The organism is Hymenobacter edaphi, from assembly GCF_003258365.1.
Classification (GTDB): domain Bacteria; phylum Bacteroidota; class Bacteroidia; order Cytophagales; family Hymenobacteraceae; genus Solirubrum; species Solirubrum edaphi.
Genome location: NZ_QHKM01000001.1, coordinates 855,210 through 875,995 on the forward strand (window position 1 = coordinate 855,210; position 20,786 = coordinate 875,995).

General features: G+C 66.8%; 19 protein-coding genes. 7 read left to right on the forward strand and 12 right to left on the reverse strand.

Features of this window, described 5'->3' with window-relative positions; genetic code table 11:
• Positions 1–127 precede the first annotated feature (127 nt).
• Entirely contained in the window at positions 128–1,015 is an 888-nt protein-coding gene (gene dapA, locus DLM85_RS03460; RefSeq protein ID WP_111476660.1) for a 4-hydroxy-tetrahydrodipicolinate synthase, read from the reverse strand.
• 128 nt (positions 1,016–1,143) lie between these two features.
• Here dapA and DLM85_RS03465 point away from each other — a divergent pair, with 128 nt between their 5' ends.
• Complete coding sequence (locus tag DLM85_RS03465) at positions 1,144–2,085, forward strand: polysaccharide deacetylase family protein (protein ID WP_207890947.1); 942 nt, start codon at positions 1,144–1,146, stop codon at positions 2,083–2,085.
• Positions 2,086–2,160: 75 nt separating this feature from the next.
• Here DLM85_RS03465 and DLM85_RS03470 read toward each other — a convergent pair whose 3' ends face one another.
• The 5 genes from DLM85_RS03470 to DLM85_RS03490 all read right to left on the reverse strand — a co-directional run bounded on the left by DLM85_RS03470 (position 2,161) and on the right by DLM85_RS03490 (position 7,083).
• The gene (locus tag DLM85_RS03470; protein ID WP_165821992.1) at positions 2,161–2,760 is read right to left on the reverse strand and encodes an IPT/TIG domain-containing protein; all 600 of its coding nucleotides are present in this window, start codon (positions 2,758–2,760) and stop codon (positions 2,161–2,163) included.
• Positions 2,761–2,825: 65 nt separating this feature from the next.
• Positions 2,826–3,206: a rhodanese-like domain-containing protein gene (locus DLM85_RS03475; RefSeq protein WP_111476662.1), complete on the reverse strand. Its 381-nt coding sequence runs from the start codon at positions 3,204–3,206 to the stop codon at positions 2,826–2,828.
• Positions 3,207–3,288: 82 nt separating this feature from the next.
• Positions 3,289–5,343 (reverse strand): NAD-dependent DNA ligase LigA, encoded by a 2,055-nt coding sequence (gene ligA, locus DLM85_RS03480; protein WP_111476663.1) that lies wholly within the window; start codon positions 5,341–5,343, stop codon positions 3,289–3,291.
• A 283-nt stretch (positions 5,344–5,626) separates the two neighbouring features.
• The gene (locus tag DLM85_RS03485; RefSeq protein ID WP_111476664.1) at positions 5,627–6,187 is read right to left on the reverse strand and encodes a DUF4920 domain-containing protein; all 561 of its coding nucleotides are present in this window, start codon (positions 6,185–6,187) and stop codon (positions 5,627–5,629) included.
• 50 nt (positions 6,188–6,237) lie between these two features.
• Entirely contained in the window at positions 6,238–7,083 is an 846-nt protein-coding gene (locus DLM85_RS03490) for a TapB family protein (protein ID WP_111476665.1), read from the reverse strand.
• A gap of 174 nt (positions 7,084–7,257) precedes the next feature.
• Between DLM85_RS03490 and DLM85_RS03495 the strand changes: the two genes are divergently transcribed.
• The 3 genes from DLM85_RS03495 (at position 7,258) to DLM85_RS03505 (ending at position 8,633) form a co-directional block, all read left to right on the forward strand.
• Positions 7,258–7,512 carry a hypothetical protein gene (locus DLM85_RS03495; protein ID WP_111476666.1) on the forward strand — a complete coding sequence of 85 codons (255 nt, stop codon included), beginning with the start codon at positions 7,258–7,260 and terminating at the stop codon, positions 7,510–7,512.
• Positions 7,505–7,843 (forward strand): hypothetical protein, encoded by a 339-nt coding sequence (locus DLM85_RS03500; RefSeq protein WP_111476667.1) that lies wholly within the window; start codon positions 7,505–7,507, stop codon positions 7,841–7,843. The genes DLM85_RS03495 and DLM85_RS03500 overlap by 8 nt, the downstream gene beginning before the upstream one ends.
• Before the next feature lie 145 nt (positions 7,844–7,988).
• Positions 7,989–8,633, forward strand: a complete 645-nt coding sequence (locus DLM85_RS03505; protein ID WP_111476668.1) for a cytochrome c oxidase subunit 3 — start codon at positions 7,989–7,991, stop codon at positions 8,631–8,633.
• 189 nt (positions 8,634–8,822) lie between these two features.
• Here the strand turns inward: DLM85_RS03505 and DLM85_RS03510 are convergent, their stop codons facing one another.
• Positions 8,823–11,072: a T9SS type B sorting domain-containing protein gene (locus DLM85_RS03510; protein ID WP_133256874.1), complete on the reverse strand. Its 2,250-nt coding sequence runs from the start codon at positions 11,070–11,072 to the stop codon at positions 8,823–8,825.
• A gap of 202 nt (positions 11,073–11,274) precedes the next feature.
• Here DLM85_RS03510 and DLM85_RS03515 point away from each other — a divergent pair, with 202 nt between their 5' ends.
• On the forward strand, positions 11,275–13,347 hold the full coding sequence (locus DLM85_RS03515) for a M1 family metallopeptidase (protein ID WP_111476670.1): 2,073 nt from the start codon (positions 11,275–11,277) through the stop codon (positions 13,345–13,347).
• 76 nt (positions 13,348–13,423) lie between these two features.
• Here DLM85_RS03515 and DLM85_RS03520 read toward each other — a convergent pair whose 3' ends face one another.
• From DLM85_RS03520 to DLM85_RS03535, 4 genes are all read right to left on the reverse strand, one after another.
• A complete protein-coding gene (locus tag DLM85_RS03520; protein WP_133256875.1) occupies positions 13,424–14,026 on the reverse strand; it encodes a hypothetical protein in 603 nt (200 codons plus the stop codon).
• A 75-nt stretch (positions 14,027–14,101) separates the two neighbouring features.
• Positions 14,102–14,554, reverse strand: coding sequence for a DUF2147 domain-containing protein (locus tag DLM85_RS03525; protein WP_165821993.1), 453 nt, complete (start codon positions 14,552–14,554; stop codon positions 14,102–14,104).
• A 126-nt stretch (positions 14,555–14,680) separates the two neighbouring features.
• On the reverse strand, positions 14,681–15,118 hold the full coding sequence (locus DLM85_RS03530) for a DUF2147 domain-containing protein (RefSeq protein ID WP_111477489.1): 438 nt from the start codon (positions 15,116–15,118) through the stop codon (positions 14,681–14,683).
• Positions 15,119–15,773: 655 nt separating this feature from the next.
• Positions 15,774–16,307 (reverse strand): C40 family peptidase, encoded by a 534-nt coding sequence (locus DLM85_RS03535; protein WP_133256876.1) that lies wholly within the window; start codon positions 16,305–16,307, stop codon positions 15,774–15,776.
• 218 nt (positions 16,308–16,525) lie between these two features.
• Here DLM85_RS03535 and DLM85_RS03540 point away from each other — a divergent pair, with 218 nt between their 5' ends.
• Positions 16,526–18,331 carry a M61 family metallopeptidase gene (locus tag DLM85_RS03540; RefSeq protein ID WP_111476674.1) on the forward strand — a complete coding sequence of 602 codons (1,806 nt, stop codon included), beginning with the start codon at positions 16,526–16,528 and terminating at the stop codon, positions 18,329–18,331.
• A 115-nt stretch (positions 18,332–18,446) separates the two neighbouring features.
• Here DLM85_RS03540 and DLM85_RS03545 read toward each other — a convergent pair whose 3' ends face one another.
• Entirely contained in the window at positions 18,447–20,030 is a 1,584-nt protein-coding gene (locus DLM85_RS03545; RefSeq protein ID WP_133256877.1) for a S8 family serine peptidase, read from the reverse strand.
• Positions 20,031–20,258: 228 nt separating this feature from the next.
• Between DLM85_RS03545 and DLM85_RS03550 the strand changes: the two genes are divergently transcribed.
• Entirely contained in the window at positions 20,259–20,717 is a 459-nt protein-coding gene (locus DLM85_RS03550) for a hypothetical protein (protein WP_133256878.1), read from the forward strand.
• Positions 20,718–20,786 lie beyond the last annotated feature (69 nt).

Here is a 20,786-nt window from a genome sequence, read left to right on the forward strand (position 1 = left end):
ATCTGCAGTTTCGGGCGGTGCTGCTTTTATTCAGTCGACTTTCGGTCAGCAGGCATTGTCTCGGCGGCCCATTGGCCAGGACCGATTGCTTCACCCTTCGTCCTCGCAATGACAGCCAGTGGGGCTGTTACAGCAGCGCCTTAATCCGTGCCGTCAGCCCCTCCGAAGCCTCCATCAACGGCAGGCGCACGGCGCCGGGAATCACGCCCAGCAGCTCCAGCGCGGCTTTCACGCCCACGGGGTTGGCCTCCTCGTACATCAGCGGGTTCAGCGGCAGCAGCCCGAACAGCAGCTGGCTGGCCGCCGCGTAGTCGCCGGCCAGGGCGTGGCGGGTCATGTCGGAGAAGCGGCGCGGGAAGGCGTTGGCCAGCACCGAGATGATGCCCACGCCGCCGAAGCTGATGAGCGGGGTGGTGAGCATGTCGTCGCCCGAGATGAGCAGGAAACCCTCGGGCTTGCCGGCGGCAATCTGCAGGCACTGCTCCACGTTGCCGCTGGCTTCCTTGATGCCGATGATGTTCGGGTGCTGGGCCAGCGTGAGGGTGGTTTCGGCCGTGATATTCGAAGCGGTACGGCCGGGCACGTTGTAAAGGATGACCGGCACCGGGGCCGCGTCGGCCAGGCGCTGGTAATGGGCCACGATGCCGCGCTGGGTGGGCTTGTTGTAGTAGGGCGAAGCCGAGAGGATGGCCGCAATGCCGTCGAGGTCGGTTGCCTGAATGGTGCGCTCCACGGCCGCCGTGTCGTTGCCGCCGATGCCGTAGACCAGCGGCACGCGCCCGGCCACGTGCTCCTTGGCCACGCGCAGGATTTCGGCTTTTTCGGCCGCCGTGGTGGTCGGCGACTCGGCCGTGGTGCCGTTGATGACGATATATTCCACCCCGCCGTCGATGACAAAATCGAGCAAACGGCGCAGGGCGGGGTAATCGACGGCGAAGTCGGTGGGGGAGAAGGGCGTAACCAACGCTACGCCGGTGCCGTGCAGCGCAGGAAGACGGGAATCAAGTTTGTGCATGAGGGGCCGAATCCGTTAGTTTTGTGGGAACAACCGGCCGCGCGAAGGTACGAAGGCGTCAGGCTTTGGCCGGTTCTCTCAGTTCGATTTACCTCTCTCAGGCCGCGCTGGCCGCCCTCTTCCCCCGCATGTCCCAACGTTTCACCTCTCTTCTGCTGGGCACCGCCGCCCTGGCCGCCGGCCTCGCCGTGTCGTCCTGCAACACCGAAAAAGCCTCGGCTTCCGAAGGTGAAAACCCCACGGCCGCCGCCGAAGCCATGTCGGGCGCCGCTGCTACGGCCGCGGAGGAAAAAGCCGCCACGCCGGCCGACGTGACTACCACGGCCCCCGACCCGAGCAGCATCCCGGCCTCGGCCGCGGGCAACGCCGCCGCCATCCTGGCCCGCCCGCAGGTGCCCATCCTGTGCTACCACCAGATCCGCGACTGGCGCGCCAAGGACTCGAAAGGCGCCAAGGACTACATCGTGCCGGTGGAGCAGTTCAAGGCTCAGATTAAGATGCTGGCCGACTCGGGCTACCACACCATCCTGCCCGACCAGCTCTACGCCTACCTGACCACCGGCGCCAAGCTGCCCAGCAAGCCGGTGATGCTCACCTTCGACGACACCGACCTCGACCAGTTTACGGTGGCCAAGCCCACCCTCGACAAGTACGGCTACAAGGCGGTGTACTTCATCATGACCGTGAGCCTGGGCCGCCCCAACTACATGAGCAAGGCGCAGGTGAAGCAGCTCTCCGACGAGGGCAACGTCATCGGCTCGCACACCTGGGACCACCACAACGTGAAGAAGTACCAGGGCCAGGACTGGGTGACGCAGATTGAGAAGCCCACCAAGACCCTGGAGGAAATTACCGGTAAGGACATCAAGTACTTCGCCTACCCCTTCGGCCTGTGGAACCCCGAGGCCATTCCGCAGCTCAAGCAGCGCGGCATGGTGGCCGCCTTCGTGCTGGCCGAAAAGCGCGACCAGCAGGACCCGCTCTTCACCATCCGCCGCATCATCGCCTCGGGCTACTGGAGCCCCAAGACGCTGCACAACAGCATTGTCAACAGCTTCGACGGCAAGTAAGCCGCCACCGGGCAACGCACAGCGCCCCCGCCGAATCCCGGCGGGGGCGCTGTGCGTTTCAGAGCCAAGGAGAAACTAGGGCGTGACCGTAAATTCGACGGGGGCGTACTGGGCCACGTGCTTGGAACCAGCCCGGCCAATGTGCCGCGAAACGTAGTTATAGAGCATCACGGTGCCGGTTTTGGCATCGGCGGGCACTACCACCTGTAAGCGCGTGGGCGAGGTAAAGGTGGGCGCGACCAAGGTGGTGGATTGCCAGAACATAACCCGGTTGCGTTCGGGCGACGCGGCGAAGTGCGTGCCGGTGAGGGTGACGACGGTGCCCGCCGGCCCGCGCGTGGGCGCTATGGCCGTAATCTGCGGGTACTGCTCGGAAAACACCTGCGCCGGCCCGCTCTGCCGCCCCCGAGCGGTGACGGTCAGCTCGCCGTAGGGCAGCGAGTCATTGTAAATGCCGGCGGGTACTTCGACGGTCAGCTCACCGGTGCTGGCGGCCGTTACCGTCGCCGCTGCCCCGTTGATGCGCACGTCGTTGGCAGCGGGGTTGGGGGCGAAATTGCTGCCTTCCAGCACCACCTTGCTGCCCTCGGCCGCCCCGGCGGGCGTTACTCGCCGCACGGCAGGCGGGCACTTACAATCGGCGTCTTGCTTGCCGCAGGCGGCCAGCAGCGGCACAAACAGTAATAGGGGATTGAACCGTAGGAACATCAAGGTAAAGCGTTTGACCACGCTACCGGATGCTACTCCGCCGCCAGCCCGCCGGCCTTCAGCGCCTCGAAGCCGCCGGCGTTGACCACGTTTTTGAAGCCGTTTTGCAGCATCAGCGTGCCGGCCTGGGTGGAGCGGTTGCCCGATTTGCAGTAGAGCACGTAGGTCGCGTTCGGGTCGAGCTTGGCTACCTGGTCGGCAAAGTCGGTGGAGAGGAAGTTCACGTTGCGGGCGCCGCGCAGGTGGCCGGCGGCAAACTCGGCGGGCGTGCGCACGTCGAGCAGGATCACGCCGGGTTTGGCCAGCTGCTGCTGGGCCTGCGGGGGCGTCAGGATGGGGGCCGTCTGGGCCTGGGCGGCGGCGGCGGCAACGGCCAGCATCAAGGTCAGGCCGTAGGGTAGAAGCTGTTTCATAGCGAGAATGAAAAAAAGCGGACGCGCTGCCAAAGTAAACAACGCGTCCGCCGCATAACGTGCCGGGGTAGATTAAATTTTGCTACAGCCCACCGTCCGATACCATGGCCAGCAGGTCGGTTTCGCCGATGATGGGCACGTTCAGCGCCGTGGCTTTTTCGCGCTTGGCCGGGCCCATTTTGTCGCCGGCCACCAGGTAGCTGAGCTTTTTGCTGATGGAGCCCGTGACCTTGCCGCCGTTGCGCACAATCACCTGCTCCAGCTCCTCGCGGCTGTGCTGCTCAAACACGCCCGACAAGACGAACGTGAGCCCGTTGAGCCGGTCGCTGAGGGGCTGTGGGGCCTCGCCGGTGAGCTGCAGCTGCACGCCGGCCGCTTTCAGGCGCTCTACCAGGGCCAGGTTGGCCGCATCCTGCGCCCAGGCGGCCACGCTCTCGGCAATGACGCCGCCCACCTCGGGCACGGCCGCCAACTCGGCCACCGAAGCGGCCAGCATCGTGTCGATGCTGCGGTAGTGCGCGGCCAGCTTTTCGGCCACCGTCTCGCCCACGTAGCGGATGCCCAGCCCGAACAGTACCCGGTCGAAGGGCACTTCCTTGCTGGCTTCGAGGCCGGCGAACAGGCGCTGCACCGACTTTTCGCCCATGCGGTCCAGGTTCACCAGCTTCTCACGCTGGTCGGGCAGGGTGTAGAGGTCGGCCGCGTCGCGCACCAGGCCCAGGTCGAAGAAGCGGCCCACGGTTTCGGCGCCTAGGCCGTCGATGTTCAGGGCCTTGCGCGAGACGTAGTGCTCCAGCTTGCTTTTGAGCTGGGGGGCGCAGCCCCGCTCGTTGGGGCAGCGGAAGTGGGCCTCGCCCTCGGGCCGCACCAGCGGGGTGCCGCAGGCTGGGCAGGCCGTGGGATACACGATGGGCACGGCATCGGCTGGGCGGGCCGAGAGGTCGACGCCGGTGATTTTGGGAATGATTTCGCCGCCTTTCTCCACGAACACCAGGTCGCCCAGGCGCAGGTCGAGGGCGGCAATCTGGTTGGCGTTGTGCACCGAGGCGCGCTTCACCACGGTGCCGGCCAGCGGCACCGGGTCGAGCAGGGCCACGGGCGTGACGGCCCCGGTGCGGCCCACCTGGTAGATGATTTCATTAAGGCGGGTGCGGCCGGCTTCGGCCGGGTACTTGTAGGCAATGGCCCAGCGCGGGCTCTTGGCCGTGTAGCCCAGCAGCTCCTGCTGGCGCAGGTCGTCGATTTTAATCACGATGCCGTCGGTAGCCACCGGCAGCTCGAAGCGCCGCTTGTCCCATTCGTGGATGAAGGCCAGCACCTCATCGATGCTGCCGCACAGGCGCCAGGTGTCCGACACGGGCAGGCCCCAGCGCTTGAGGGCCTGCAGGGCGGCGCTGTGGGTGGGAAAGTGGCGCCCGCCGCTCAGAAAGCTGTAGGCGTAGAAGCGCAGGCGCCGGGCCGCCACCACGGCCGAGTCCTGCAGCTTCAGGGTGCCGGAGGCGGCGTTGCGCGGGTTGGCCAGCAGGGCCTCACCGTTTTGCTCCCGCTCGGCGTTCAGGTCGTTGAACACGCCCAGGGGCATGAAAATCTCGCCGCGCACCTCAAAGTCCTGGGGCTGGCCGGCGTCGTCGCGCAGGTGCAGGGGCAGCGTCTTGATGGTGCGTACGTTGTTGGTCACCACGTCGCCGCGGGTACCGTCGCCGCGCGTCACGCCCTGGGTGAGCTGGCCGTGCTCGTAGCGCAGGCTCATGGCCACGCCGTCGAACTTCAGCTCGCACACGTACTGGTACTCGGCGCCTTCCAGCCCGCGCTGCACCCGCTCGTCGAACTCGCGCAGGTCGGTTTCGGAGTAGGTGTTGGCCAGGCTCAGCATCGGAAAGCGGTGCTCCTGGGTGGGAAACTGCTTGGTGATGGTGCCGCCCACGCGCTGGGTGGGCGAGTTGGGCTGGGCGTAGTCGGGGTACTGCTTTTCCAGGGCCTGCAGCTCGCGCAGCAGCTGGTCGAACTCCTGGTCCGTCACCTCCGACGTGTCGTTCTGGTAGTACTGGTGGTTGAGGTAGTGCAGGCGCTCGGTGAGGGTGCGGATTTGGTCCTGGGCGTCACGCGGAGCGTCGTGGGTGGCAAATAGGTCGAGCATGGAAGGCAAAGAAAGGGGCGAAGCCGGGTTCGGTGGGGTAAAAATACCCCGAACCGTCCGGCTAAAAATAGTAGCCCCGGTACTTTTAGCGCAGTTGCCTTTTGTGAATTGAAAGCCAGTCGCTTAGTGCTGGATAGGCCGTGTGGCTCGATGCGGCGGGCATTTTCGCGCTGTTACGGCCCGGGTAAAAACACTGGTGCCACGACTCCCAAAGTCGTGGCACCAGTGCGGACAATCGTCCACAAAATCCGTGAAATCCGGACGAATCCGTCTAAATCCGGGGTCAGTTTTTGATCAGCACGCCGTCGGCCATGAAGGTCAGCTGCTGCTGGGGCTTGGTAATGGCGGCCACTTCCTTGTCCGACTTGCCGGCGTCTTTGGCGTAGTGCTGCTGGTCGGCCACCGAAATTTCCTCGCGGTGCGCCCAGCCGTCGACAACCACGGTCTTGCCCTTGGAGTCTTTGGGCACGAAGAAGGCGTAATCCTTGAAGCGCACGCGCATCGGCTTGCCGTCGGCGGTTTGCAGCGTCATCCAGCAGCCCTTGGCCTGGCACACGTCGGTGGCCTCGCCGATCAGCTTGACCCGGGCCGAGTCCTGCTGGCCGAGCACCACGGGCAGGGCCGACATGGGCTGGGCCCCGTCTTCGGTTACTTCCGCGCCGTAGACTTTGCCGGCGGCCGTAGTCTTGGCCTGCGGGCCTGCCGAGTTGGCTTCGGCCTCGGCCTCGGCTGCGGATTCGGTGGCCGGCTTGTTGTCGGCGGCAGCGGTGTCGGCCGGCTGCTGCTGCTGGCAGGCGCTGAAGAGGGCCGTGGCGGCCGTGAGGGCGAGTAGCGTGCGTTTCATGCGGAAATGGGGTAGGACAAACCGCCCCAAACTTACGCATTCAGCGGGAGTTAGCGCGCGGTGCCGGCCGTGCGTTTCAGGAGCACGGCCACGTGGTCGGGCTCCCGGTCGGCGTCGCGCATTTCGGAGCGCACCATGCCCACGCCGGGCGCGTAGTAATCGACGACGCGCTTGACGGAGCGGCGGGCCATGTCGGCGCGGGCCTGCGTCACGTACTCGTAGCGCGCCTCCACTTTATAGCACTGAAACGTGCCGGCTGGCGTGGTCACGCTCTCGGGCCCGCTGATTTTGCGCTCCGTGACGCTGGTCATCACCTGCGCAATGTCGACGCTGGGGCTGCTGACCTGCACCGTGAGCTTGCCGCCGGGCAGGGCGCCGGGGGTGGGCTGGTTGGGCCAGGCCAGGTGCACCGGCTCGAAGGCGAAGCGCCGGTCGCGGAAGGAGCGGAGCATGGCCGGATCGAGCAGCAGGCGCCCGTCGGTGAGCACCGTGTCGCGGCGGCACAGGTACACGTACTCGTCGTTGCGCTGCAGGCGGTTGTTGGCGTCGTAAAGGCTGCTTTTCAGCAGCACTTCGGTGTAGGCCGGCGCTTTTTTGGCCGCTTCGTGGGGCGTGATGCGGGCCACTTTGAGCACCTGCAGACCTTCGGGCTTGTTTTTCTCGTTGAGCAGCTGGTAGGTCAGCTCGGTGCCGTCGTCGAGGCCGAAGGGATGCTCGCAGCTGGCGGCGCTGCCCGTGGGAGCCGGCGCGGCGGCGGCCTGCGTATCGACCGGTGGAGTGCCGGCGGGAGCGGCCGTCGTGGGCGCCTGCGGGGCATCGGCGGAACGGGCGCAGGCAACGGCGGCGAAGGCCAGGGTGGAAAGGAGCGTGGGGAGGCGGAAGGGGAGGTGCGGCATAGGGCGAAAGGTGGCTCGGCAACTGGGAGGCAGCGGGGCTGCCGGGCTTGCATACGCAAAAGCCCGCCGCGGGGTACGCATCGCCCGCGCCGGGCTTGCGTATGGAGGAATGCGCCCGCGGTGCTTTCTTGCGCCCGGTTTGCGCCTTCGCAACCCCTTTTTCGCCGCTACGCTATGGCTGATTCCACCCAATCCTCCGCCAACTGGGCCGACATGGCCGCTTCCCTGCTCTCCAAACTCTCGGGCGGCGTGGAGCTGGCCTGCACCTTCGAGCAGATGGAACTGCAGATGCCCAACCCGCAAAACCCCGCCGGCTCGCCCACTACCTGGCGCCTGAACGGCTCCCTGCGCATCCGCACCCGGGGCGAAAACCCGCCCTCGGGCCAGCTGCCCGCGCCAGCCACCCCGAACCCCGGCATCGGTGGCTAGCGGCCTCGACCTGGAGGCCCGCCTCGTCATCAGTTGGAACGGCCACGACCTGCAGCTGGCTGCTTCGGGTACTTACGTCATCCTGAACCTGCCCAGCGCCCAGGTGCTCGACGAGCTGACCGGGGCCGGCAAACCCAAGGACCCTAACCGGCCCAAAGGCCCCAAGGGCCCCGACCCGCTGCAGCAGCTCAACGATTTGATGCGTCGCCTCGGGCTGGTGCTCGACCTGCGCGTGGCGGGCAAAACCTGGGTGACTTTTGGGGCCGGGCGCGGGCCCAAAATCACGCTGAACGCGGTGCTGGGCAAGATTGGTTCGTTTTTCCGGGGGTGAAAATTTCCGGCCGGAAAAAGCGTGGGTAACGCTGGCTACCCGCGCCCTTTTTGCGTACCTTGGAGGGAAGCACCACCCTGCTTGGCCGGCCAACTATTTGGATTGCGCGCGGTTATCCGGCTTGGTGGCATCCCCACCGTCGGCCATGAATTCGGACAAGGAACGCAAGGACAAAGTAGGCGCCGGCCGCCCCACCCCCACCTCCGCCCGCCAGGCGAGGTTGCCGCTGCTCGAGCTGGTGCTCTACCTTACCCTGGCCGGCGTCACGATGATGTTTGCGGCCCTGGTGGCGCTCTACCTCTACACCCGCGCCCGTGAGGGCGACGTGGGCAGCCCGCACCCGTTTCCGCGCTGGTTTTCGCTGAGCACGGTGGTACTGCTGCTCAGCAGCTACGTGCTGGCCCAGGCCCCGCGCCTCTACCGCGCCGACGAGGTGCCCGCGCTGGTGCGCTGCCTTGGGGCCACGCTGCTGCTCGGCTGCATCTTCGCCGGGCTGCAGGTGCTGGGCTGGCGCGAGCTGCAGCACCAGGGCGTGTTTTTCACCCAGGAGCCCTCGGGCACCTACGTCTACCTGATTTCGGCCCTGCACGTGCTGCACCTGCTCGGCGGCATGATCTTTCTGGGCGTATTGCTGGGCCACGCCCTGCGCGCCTCCCGCGACGGAATCCGCACGCTGGTGTTCATCCGCAACCCTTACTGGCGGGTCCGTCTGCGGCTGCTCGGCATCTTCTGGCACTTCGTGGATGCGCTCTGGGTGGCCCTGTTCACCATTTTCCTGTTCCTGTTCTGACCGCTGTTTCGGCCAGTCAGCTCAACCTTGCACAACGCAATCGGGCCCGGCAGCAATGCCGGGCCCGATTGCCCTTTTAGGGAAGCAGCATTTGCATCAGCCGCTTTTACCGCTAGTCAGTACGCCAACTGGCAACTGGCAACTGGCAACTGGCAACTGGCAACTGGCAACTGGCAACTGGCAACTGGCCTACGGCATTACCGTCACGGTGCCTTTGAAGCGGCGGCCGTCGGTGTATTCCACCAGGTAGTAGTACACGCCCTCGGCCACGCCGCGGCCGTCCCAGCGAAAGTCACGGTCGGGCGACTGGTACACCTGGTTGCCCCAGCGCGAGAAGATGGTGACGGAGGCAAACCGCTGCTCGCAGAAATCGGGCGGCAGGGTGGACAGGGCGAAGTAGTCGTTGCGGTCGTCGTTGTTGGGCGTGATGATGTTGACGGGCAGGAATTCCGGTGCCCCCGGCCGCTCTACCTCAAAGCGCACCACCTGCTGCCGCGGGGCCGGCACGCAGGTATTGTCGGTCACAGAGAACGTGACGACCAGCGGCTCCAGCCGGGCGGCCTCGCAGCTGGGCGTCCAGCTGAACGCACCGCTGGCCGATCCGACCCCGCCGCTGGCGCTGAAGCTCATGCCCGCGGCTCCCAGGTCGAAGCCCGCGGGCGTGGCCGTCAGCGCGAGGTTGTCGCGGTCGGCGTCGCTGCCGGCCAGGGTGGCGGAGAAGGTGTCGCCGAGCCGGCGTTTGATGACGATGGTGTCCGGGGGCGCCGGGGCGGTGGCGAAGGTCGAGGTCAGCAGCGGCGGCGTGTTGGCGTACTGCACCCGGATGGGGATAACCGCGGCGGGGCTGGCCTGCCGGTCGAGGCAGGGCGAGGCCGCGGCCACTACCTCAAACTCGTGCAGCCCCCGCGCCACGGCCCGGCAATCGACGCGCCAGCGCAGGCGGGCCACCGTGCGCCCGGGCACCGCACTCACCGCCACCAGCTGCGCGCCCACCGCGGCCGGGGCGAAGCCGCGCCCGTTCAGCTCCAGGCTTACCACGTCCAGGTCGAGGTCGACACCCTCCACATCAACCTCCACCAGGTCGCCCACGCGGGCGCTGATGGGAAATTGGGTGGGCGGCGACACCAGGGCCACTGAGGGCGGCTGGTTGGGCGGGCCGACGGCGGTGAAGGCCACGCGCACCGTGTCGCGGCGGGGCAAGGAGCAACCATTGTCGGCCACCACCACGTCGAGCAGAAACACCCGGCCGCGCGAGTTGAAGCATTCCGGGAAGCACACCGTCGAGGTCAGCGTATCGGGCATGCCGGGGGCGCGCACCATGCCCTGGGTGAGCGTGGGCGCGGGCACCATGGCCTGCGGGAAGTTCACGGCCAGCAGCTCCACCCGCAGCTGCGAGGTCGGGTCGGGGTCGGTGAAGCTCAGGCGCAGGCAGCGGTCCTGGCCCGGCAGCAGGTGCAGGGTGTCGCGGTCGGGGCGGTAGGCGCGGGGGCCGGTGCCGCGCACCACCATCTGCGGCGTCTGGTTGGCCTGACAGGCCACCACCAGCAACTGAAAGTCGCGGCGGGTTTCCCCGATTTTGATGCCCTGCCGGTACTCCGAGCAGCGCACCCCGAACACGTAGAGGCCCAGGCGGGTGGGGCGCACCGTCAGCCGGCCCGTGCGCCCGTCGATGCCCAGCGTGGGCGTGCCGGGCATCTGGTTGGCGCGGTTCAGGCCGGTCGACCAGGTGACTTCGGAGTACGGGGCCGCCGTGGCCTGGGCGGGGCGGGGCACGTTGGTGTTGGCGTGGCCGTTCAGGGGCGTCACCATGTCGTAGGCCAGCGAGTCGCCGTCGGCGTCCTGCCCGCCAAAGTCAAAGTAAAACAGCTCGCCCACGCAGGCGTAGTCGCTCAGCGGCGGAAAGATGCGCGGGGTGGAGTTGCGGAAGGCCTGCCCGTTGCGCACCACGGCCGGAAACTCCAGGTAGTACGCCTGGCCGGCGTTGCCGGGGTTCACGATGTTGTTGATGACGCCGTTGCGGCAGCAGCGCTCCACGGCCACGTAGTAGCCGTTGGGGCTGTCGTAAACCGTGGCCGGCAGGGCCAGCAGGGCCGAGTACACCAACCGGCGGGTGCTGAGCGTGCCGATGGCGCAGGCCATGTTGGTGTAAGGCACGAAGCTGTTGCCGGCCGCGCTCAGGGTTACGTCCTGTATGCGGCGGTTGGTGCCCTTCTCGAAAATACCGGCGGTAGCGTCGGGGTCCAGGGCGCCGGTGCTGCCGTTGATGGCGTCGAAGTACAGGTTCAGGGTGAGCCGGTACACGCTGCCGCTTTGGTACTGCAGGTCCAGCTCGCCGCCCACGATGTGCGTGGCGCAGGCCGGCCGCAGCAGGCCCAGCAGCAGGGCCAGCAGCAGGGCCAGCAGGGGCAGCAACCGACGAAGGTAAACGTGTAAGCGCATAGAGGTAAGGGGAAAAAGCGGTCCGTCGGCGGGCCGCCCGCGTATGAGATTGGCGCCGCCGACGTAGCTTGCAAATTACAACCGAATCGGGCTGAATTGGCCGGCTCGGGGCGTTTTCCTGAGCGGGTTTGGCAACGAGCGGGGGCACTACCCGGGCGGGGCCGGTTCCAGCTTTCCGCAGAACCTTTTTCCCACACTGTTTATGCGACTTATTTATCAGTTTACCGCAGGCCTGCTGTTCGTTGCCGGGGTGGCCCGCGCCCAGCAGCCGGCCGCCCCGCGCCTGAGCACGGCCGAGCTGGCCCTGGGCGGCGAGAAATGTGCCCAGGGCCACATTCGGGCCGCGGCGCGCACGGCCAGCACCTCGGTGCGGCACCGCCAGAAGATGGACCGCTACGACGTGCTCTGGTACAAGCTGGACCTGAACCTGGAAAATACCTCGCGCAACGTGAGCGGCTCGGGCCTGATCCGGGCCCGCAACGTGTCGGGGCAGCCGCTTGATTCGGTGGCCTTCGAGCTGTTCAACCGCGACGCCGTCAACAACTGGGGCTACTTTATCGACTCGGTGGTGGTGGACCGCCGCCGCAGCAGCGGCTGGCGCCGCGCCGGCCACGACGTGACGGCCGCCTTGCCGCAGGCGGTGGCCCCCGGGGCCACCTTCGAGGCCCGCGTTTACTACCGCGGCACGGCCCCGCACGGCGGCACGGCCGCCATCGGCAACGCCCTCGACACCGACTCCGACTACGGGGTGAACGTGACGTGGAGCCTCTCCGAGCCCTTCAGCGCCCACGAGTGGTTCCCGGTCAAGCAGGTGCTCACCGACAAGGCCGACTCCTCGGCCGTGTGGGTGACGACCACCAACCCCAACAAGGCGGGCTCCAACGGCGTGCTGCGCCGCGTGACGCCGCTCAGCGGCAACCGCAGCCGCTACGAGTGGCACTCCCGCAAACCCATCGCCTACTACCTGCTGTCGGTGGCCGTGGCGCCGTACGTGGAGTACGTAAACTACGCCAACCCCGCGGGCGGGCCGCGCATTCCCATCGTCAACTACGTCTACAACCAGGCCGCGCTCAACGACTACCTGACCGAAATCAACCGCACGCCGGGCTTTGTCGAGAACTTCTCCAACCTGGTGGGCCTCTATCCCTTCGCCACCGAGAAGTACGGCCATTGCACCGCGCCCATCGGCGGGGGCATGGAGCACCAGACGATGACCACGCAGGACGGGTTCAGCTTCACGCTGACGGCCCACGAGCTGTTTCACCAGTGGTTTGGCGACAACGTAACCTGCGCTTCCTGGGAGGATATCTGGCTGAACGAGGGGTTTGCGTCCTACGGCGAGTACCTCTCGCTGGTGCAGTTCGGGGGCACTGCGGCGCCCCGGCAGTGGCTGAACCTCACGTTTGCGCAGGCGCAGAATGGCTACAACCCGAGCACCAGCGCCTACGACCTGTTTCAGCCCGGCGGCTCGGTGCGCGTGCCGGATACCACCAACGTGGGCCGCATTTTCAGTTCGCGCCTGAGCTACAAGAAGGGCGCCGCCGTCATTCACATGCTGCGCTACCTGCTCGACGACGACGCCAAGTTTTTCAACGCCCTGCGCACCTACCAGAGCACCTACAGCGGCCGCACGGCCCGCACCCGCCAGCTGCAGCAAGTGTTTGAGCAGCAGGCCGGCCGCTCGCTGCAGTATTTCTTCGATCAGTGGTACAGCGGGCAGGGCTACCCCTCGTTTGCCGTGCGCTGGAACCAAGTGGGCACCAACCTCTACCTGCGCGTCAACGAAACTGTGTCGATGCCCACCGTTACGCCCTTTTTCCGCACCGACGTGACCTACCGCGTGCGCTACACCAGCGGCCAGTCTACCCTGCTGCGCACCACCCAAAGCCAGGCCATTACCGAGGTGGTCAGCACCGTGCCCGCCGGCCAGACCGTGGCCGGCATCGACGTAGACCCCGACCAGTGGCTGCTCGACTACAACAGCACGGCCTCCCGCGACAACACCCTGGTGCTGGCGGCCCGCGCCGCGCAGATTGCCGCCGCGCTGCCCGCCTACCCCAATCCCTGCCGCGACGAGCTGCAGCTGCCCGCGCTGCCGCCGCACGCCGCCACGGCCGAAGTCACCGACCTGGCCGGCCGCGTGGTGCTGCGCCAGCCGCTGCACGGTACGGCCGCCCGGCTGCGCGTGCAGCCCCTGGCCCCCGGCCTCTATCACCTGCGCCTGCGCCGCGCCGACGGCTCCCCGGCCGGCTGGACGCGCTTCGTGAAGGAATAGCCCTTCCGCTACCAACGCCGCGCCCCGGCTGCCGCAAGGCAGCCGGGGCGCGGCGTTGGTAGCGGAAGGGCAGGACTTAGCCGGCCGCCGGTTGCGGCACCTGATTGAACAGCGCGTCCATCAGCTGATCAAAGGAGTATGCCTCGCAGAACATGCTGTCGGCAATGGGGTTGCAGGCCACGCGGATAAAGCCCGGGCGGCCGTTCAGGCTGATCAAATCGATGGTGACGGTACCGAAGCGCTGCTGGCAGCGGCCCGTGTCGGGGCAGTCCGAGGGGCTGGGCTTAAGGAAGTGCTTGGCAATGGTTTCGGTGCACTGGGGCAGCCGGCGGGTGCGCACATCCGAGGCGGCCAGGTGGTAGCCGAGCGGCAGCGTCCGGTCGCGCAGCAAATCGAACAGGTGCTGGAAGTTGGCGGCGCCGATACCGGGGTCGAAAAACAGCAGGGCCCCGGGCTGGCCGCAGGCTTCGAGGCGCTGCACGCGGGGGCCGCCGTGGCAGGGGGGCAGGCCGGCTTTGGCGTAGTGATAGGCCTTGAAGTAGGCACCGAGCCAGGGGCGGTAGGCGGCCTGCTGCTGCCACTGCTCATACGCCCGCAACTCGGCCGCTGAGCGGTGCAGCGGCTGCCAGTCGGCGTCGGGCCCCGGGCCCTTAAGCAAGCGGCGGATAAAGTGTAGCAAGGTGGGAAAGGTGCGCGGAACGAGCTGAAAACACGCATTTCCCGAAATAGTTTCGGCCCCGCGGCCGGCCGCGCGTTAGCGCACCCGCTTCCACACCTGCGCCCGGCCCACCAGCGCAAAGCCGATGTAGCCTTTTACCTCCAGCAGATCGGGGGCCACCGTGCGCACGTAGCAGGAATACGTGCGGCCGTTGTCCGGATCGTAGATCTGCCCCCCGTCCCAGCGGTTTTCCTCGCGGTTGTAGTGCAGGTCGTGAATGATGGTCAGGCCCACGTGCGGCTGGTTGCGGCGTTTGGGGTCGGGGTTGTGCACGTCGAGGCGGGGCTTGCCTTCGGCGTCGGTGGCGTGCAGCCGCTGCACGATGCGCCCGCACAGCTGTTCGCCGCAGCGGTAAAACTCCACCTGGGTTTCGCCCGGCTCGTCGGCCCACACGCCCAGGGGCATGGCCGGGGGCGCGGCCGTTTGGGCCCGCAGCGCCGGGGGGGCGGCCAGTAGCAGCGTCAGAAGCAGAAAACGAAAAAAGCGCACGGCGGGAGGCATTAGGCAGGAGGCCCAAGGTACGCAACGCCCCGCAGAACGGCTCACCCCCAAACGAACAGCCGCCGGCTCCGTTTGCGGAACCGGCGGCTGAGCCAGTCAGAAAGGGCTGGGGGCTTATTTCACCCGCGTCCAGGTCTGCGAGCGGCCAATCAGCGAAAAGCCGATGTAGCCTTTCACTTCCATGGTATTGGCGTTGAGCAGCTTCATGTAGCAGGAGTAGGTCTTGCCGCTTTCCGGGTCGTAGATTTTCCCGTCGTCCCACTTGTTGTCGTCGTCGTACTCGAAGCCCTGCATAAACACCAGGCCCAGGCGCGGGCGGGTGCGCAGCTTGGGGTCGGGGTTCTGCGAGTCGGTTTTGGGCTTGCCGGTAGCCGGGTCGTTGGGCACCGTCAGCGACACGATTTTGCCGCAGAGCTTGTTGCCGCACTTGTAAATCTCGAAGGTGGCTTTCTTCTCACCGTTGGTCCACACGCCCAGCGGCGAGAGACTTTGGGCGGAGGCCACGCCGAGCGCGCCTAGCAGAAACACCAGGCACAGGAGGAGCTTTTTCATGGGCTGAAAAGGGTAGGAAATGAGGTTGGTGGGGAAAATATACAAAACCAGCTTGAAGACGCAACAAGACCTTCTACGAGCACTTGGCAAGGAGTGTACCAAGCCCGCCGCCCAGGCGCCAAAAACGTTGGCGCAGCTAAAAAAAATAGCGCTGATAATCAGGAATATGCTGCTGGATCAGCCCCAGGCTAGAAAAAAAGCAGCTTTTTGTTTTGAACCATTCGTTAGGCGTATAACTTTAGTCATCGTAGCGAGTGCTACAGCCCCGGCCAGCGGACCTAAGTTGTTGGTAGCGCCCCCGACGGTTATGTTTCACCAAAAAGAAAGGAGGTACAAAATGTCTGATAGTCCCAAATCCATCCTGCCAAGCCTGAGTAATGTCGTTCGCTTCACCGCCGAACGCGCGTAGCACTCAAGTGTCGCGGGGGAGCGTATGTTTCCCTGCATTACGGCAGGTCTGAACTGAGATGGCCGCACCGGTATCCCCGGTGGCCGGTCGCTTGGTAAGATGGCCCCAGGATTAGAGGCCCGGCTACCTGTGAAGGCAGCCGGGCCTCGCTGTGTTTAGATAATCGACCAAATAGCTTGATAGCTGAATGGCTGGTCGTTCCGACGGTTTCGTTGAACGATCAGCCATCCAGCCATCAAGCTATTTCTACAATACCCGCCGGATGCCCAAAAAGCGCCGTTCGTAGTCGGTGCCGTCGACCTGGCTGATTTTTACGCCCGGGTCGCGCCTGGAGGACGAGGAATGCACGAAGCGCAGGGGCTGGCCGGGCTCGGAGATGACGATGCCGGCGTGGCCGGGGGTGGTGGCGTCCTTGGCCGTGCCGGTGAAGATGATCAGGTCGCCCTTACGGGCTTCGGGGCGCGCCACGGCGGTGCCGGTTTTGTACTGCAGCGCCGAGGAGTGCGGCACGTCGATGCCGAACTGGCCGTAGACGTAGGTGAGGAAGCCGGAGCAGTCGAAGCCGCCCTCGGGGGTGGTGCCGGCGTAGCAGTAGGCCTTGCCGAGCTGGCGCAGGGCAAAGCTCACGAGCTGATCGGCGCGGCCTTGGTCGGCGTGGCGGCGGGGGGCGGTGGCGGCGCGGTACACCACGGCGCGCACGGGCGGCAGGTCGCCGCTGGCGGGCACGGGGGCGTCGGGGCGCAGCTGCTGCCAGCCCAGTACGCCCAACAGCAAAGTCATCAGGGCTCCAAACATGAGCCAAACAGTACGCATAATTCGGGCCAGCCCGGCGCGGTGTGGAACGCCGGGCGGCTGCCTGCGCTAACGTAGCCGGGCCGGCGGGCGTTACGCGGGGAGCGGAAGCGGGCTTTTTCAGGCTTACCTTGCAGCCCCGTGCCGCGCGCGGCCGTCAGTGGCGGCACGCCGCAGCTGCGGTTTCACTCACTCCACCGTTTTTCATGCTGACCACTACCTGGCGCCGCCTCGGCGCCGCGGCGGCCCTGGGCCTGCTCGGCGCGGCCCCGGCGCTGGCCGCCCCCACGCTGCGCTACGTGCTATCGATGCCGGCGCCGCAGACGCACTACTTCGAAGTTGAAATGCAGCTCAGCGGCTTCTCGGGCCGCAGCACCGACGTGAAGATGCCGGTGTGGGCGCCGGGCTCCTACCTGGTGCGCGAGTTTGCCAAGAATGTGGAGGGCTTCGCGGCCCAGGCCGGCGGCAAGGCGCTGGCCGTCGACAAGCTCAACAAGAACACCTGGCGCATCACGCACGCGGGCCAGAAAGACTTCACGGTGCGTTACCGCGTGTACGCCAACGAGCTGAGCGTGCGCACCAGCTTCGTGGACGCCTCGCACGGCTACCTCAATGGCACCAGCGTATTTATGTACCCCGAGGGCCAGAAGCAGCTGCCCGCGCAGGTGGAAGTGCGGCCCTTCGAGGGGTGGAAAGAGGTGTCGACCAGCCTGAAGCCGGCTACGCAGGCCGGGCCGTCGTTTACGTTCCTTTCCTCGAACTACGACGAGCTGGCCGACTCGCCCATCGAAATCGGCAACCACAAGGTGCTCAGCTTCGAGGTGAATGGCACGCCGCACCGCATTGCCATGTACGGGCAGGCGAATTACGACGAGCAGCGCGTGGTGGCCGACTTTAAGCGCATCTGCGAGTCGGCGCAGAAGGTGGTGGGGCAGAACCCGCTGGACCGCTACCTGTTCATCATCCACAACCTGGAGCGCGGCGGCGGGGGGCTGGAGCACCTGTTTTCGACCACCCTGGAAATTTCGCGCAACGCCTACACCACGCCGGTGGGCTACGAGGGCATCCTCGGGCTGGCCGCGCACGAGTACTTCCACCTCTGGAACGTGAAGCGCATCCGCCCCATCGCGCTGGGGCCCTTCGACTACGACCGGGAAAACTACACCCACATGCTCTGGCTGAGCGAGGGGGGCACCGAGTACTTCTCCAACCTCATCGTGCAGCGGGCCGGCTTCCAGAAGCCCCAGCAGTACCTCGACCAGCTGGCCACCGGCATTACGCGCGTCGAGAATACGCCCGGCAACAAGGTGCAGTCGGCCGCTGAAGCCAGCTGGGACGCGTGGATCAAGTACTACCGCCCCAACGAAAACTCGCCGAACTCGACCATCAGCTACTACGACAAGGGCGAGGTTATCGGGGCGGTGCTGGATCTGATGGTGATTAACGCCACCAAGGGCCAGAAAAGCCTCGACGACGTGATGCGCTACCTCTACGCGCAGTACTACCAAAAGCTGGGCCGGGGCTTTACCGACGCGGAGTACCAGGACGCGGTGGCCAAAGTCGCCGGCCGCCGCTTCGATGAGTTCTTCCAGCAGTCGGTGTACGGCACCAAGCGCCTCGACTACGAGGGCGCGCTGGGCTACGCCGGCCTGCGCCTGGCCACGGCCCCCGGCCCGGATGCCGCCCTGGGCGCCACCATCAGCACTACCAGCGGCAAGCCCGTGGTGAGCAGCGTGCTGCGCGACGGCAGCGCCTGGCAGGGCGGCCTGAACACCGGCGACGAAATTCTGGCCGTCGACGGCCTGCGCCCGCCCTCCGACATCAGCCAGACGCTGGCGGCCCGTCCGGTGGGCAGCACGGCGCGCCTGCTGGTGCTGCGCGACGGACAGACGCGGGAGCTGCCGATTGCGCTGCTGGCCGGCACCGCCGCCCGCTACCGCATCGAAATGGCGCCGGACGCCACCCCCGAGCAGCTGGCCGTGCGCCGCAAGTGGCTGCAGCTGGCCCCGTAACGCACGGTTCAGCATGACGCAAAAAAGCCCCGTCGGATGGTTCCGGCAGGGCTTTTTTGCGTGGCGGGCGCTGCTTATACTCGCTTCGTGCGCTAAACCGGCGCCCGGTTGCTGCCTACTGTACCAGCGCCCCCACGGCGCGGGCCAGGTTCACGCGGCCGTAGCCGAAGTTCGGGTCGCGACGGGTCGCGTTGGAGCTGGCGGCCACGAGGCGGGCTTTGATCTGCTCCCGGGTTTCGGCGGGGTACCGGCTCCAGACCACGGCGGCCATAGCGGCCATGGAGGCGGTGCTGACGGAGGAGCCGCCCACGGTGCTGGGCGCGTCGCCGCTCATGGCCAGGGAGAGGGGGCGCAGGTTGTTGCTGTTGCGCTGCATCACCACGGTGAATTCCACGTCGGCGCCCACGTGGCACTCGTCGCAGCGGGTGGTGAGGTTGTCCTTTACGCCCGTCACGGCCACGGCTTCGGCCAGGCTGGCGGGGAAAATGACGCCCACCCAGCCGGCCGACCAGTCGAAGGACGTGCCGGCGGCGCAGAAGATAAGCTTGCCGCGCCCGTAGGCGTAGCGGATGGCATCGGCAATCTGCGAAGAGCTGGTGACACGGCCCATGCTCATGGAGACAATGCGCACGTCCGGCCGGCCGGCGGCCAGGGTGTAAGCATCGGCCACGCCCTGCACTTCGCGGGAGGCGTCGATGAACACGTCCTCGGCGGCGCGGATGGTAATCAGGCTGGCACCGTAGGCAATGCCCACCGAGGCGCCGTCGGTGCCGCGGGGCGCGGCGGCGGCGCCGGCCATGCTGGTGCCGTGGCCGCAGGGGTCATTGGGCGTTTCGGCCGCGCCGTAGGGAATGCCGAAGATGCTGTTGCGCGGCAGCGTGACGAGCCGCTCCACGGTACGGCCCGTGCTCAGGCCCTGGTTGAAAGCCGCGCCAAGGTTTTCCTGGGTATCGGACGAGCCAGTGTCGATGATGACCATTTTAACGCCCGCGCCGGTGCTCTGCGTCCAGGCCGTGCGCACGCCGTGGTACTGGTCGGCCTGGTTCCACGACGACTTGCTGCCGCCCGTAAGCACCGTGTAGTCGGAGCCGGCCACCAGGCCGGCGGTGGCGGTGTTGTTGCCGCAGCCGCTGCTGCTCAGGCTGGCGGTGGTGCGGCTGGCCGCGCCGGCGGGGTGGTAGGGCTCGTAGCCCATGGGCTCGGCGTAGCGCACCAAGCCGGAGCGGCGCAGGGCCCGCACGGTGGCCAGCTCGCGCACCCGCACCGTGAGCACCGGCAGGGCCGACTGCTGAAAGATGATGAGGTTATCGGCCGTTACTTCGGGGTGGGCGGCGCGCTCCGAGGCCAGCACCAGGTCGAGCACCTGCTGGCGGGCGCGGGCGTAGTCCGGGTCGGCGGCGGCATCGGCGGGCAGGGCGGCATCCTGGCCGCAGCGGCCGGCGGGGGCGTAGCCCACGCTCAGCACCTGGTCGGAGCGCTGCAGGGCGCTCCACACGACGTGGTCGGTGGCCTGGCGCCAGTCGTAGCTGCCGGTCTGGCGCACGCGGGTCCAGATCTGCTCGTCGAGCTGGGCAGCACTCAGGGCTTCGCCGGCTAGCTCCGGCTCGGGCTGCAGTTGGCTCAGCTCCTTGTCGGCCGATTGGCAGGCGCCCAGCCACAGCAAGGCTGCAGCCGCGGCATAGCGGGTAAAATGGGGCATAAAAGGGTGTTTTGGGGTGAGAATGAGAACATTCCGCCAAGGCACGAAAAATCAGCGACTATTGCAACATGCATAACAAATATCCCCTTGGGCTTCAGGCTTCCCCGGTGCAGGACTGAGTCCTGCTGGCCAGATTCGGCGGGCGAAACCCGGCCATTCGGGCGGACTGCGCGTAGGAGGTAGCGCCGCCGGCGGACCTTGCGCCAGGCCCGCCGCCCGTCTTTGCCGATGAATCCACTCTTTCGAATTGTGCTGCTGGCCGGTGGGCTGGCAGCGGCCACTGCCGCCCGGGGCCAGAACCGCCCGGCCATTGTCGTCAACGGCGCCCCGTTTCAGGACTGCCAGCCGCTGCGGGAGCTGCGCAGCCTGGCGCTGCCCGTCGGCCGCCCCGATACGCTGATGGTGGAGTTTATCGTGGTGCGCGGCTACCGGCCCATCGGGGTGCGGCAGTTTCCGTCGGTGGCCGCGTTCAACCAGTTCGACGTACTGGCTTGGCTGAACACGCCCGGCGTGGCCCCGCCGTCGGCGCAGCAGGTGCCGCGCCGCTACGAATTACCCATGCGGACGAAAGTGCAGGGCGGCGACCAACTGGTGGTGACCGTGGGCCGGCTGGCCAAGGGCCGGCGCATCATGGACGACCGGCAGCTGATTGACCAGACCTACCACATTCTGCTCTGCGACGAGTAAGATGGACTAAAAAGCGCCGGCCCGCTGCCCGAAAGGGAAGCGGGCCGGCGGCCGTAACGAGCAGGAGCA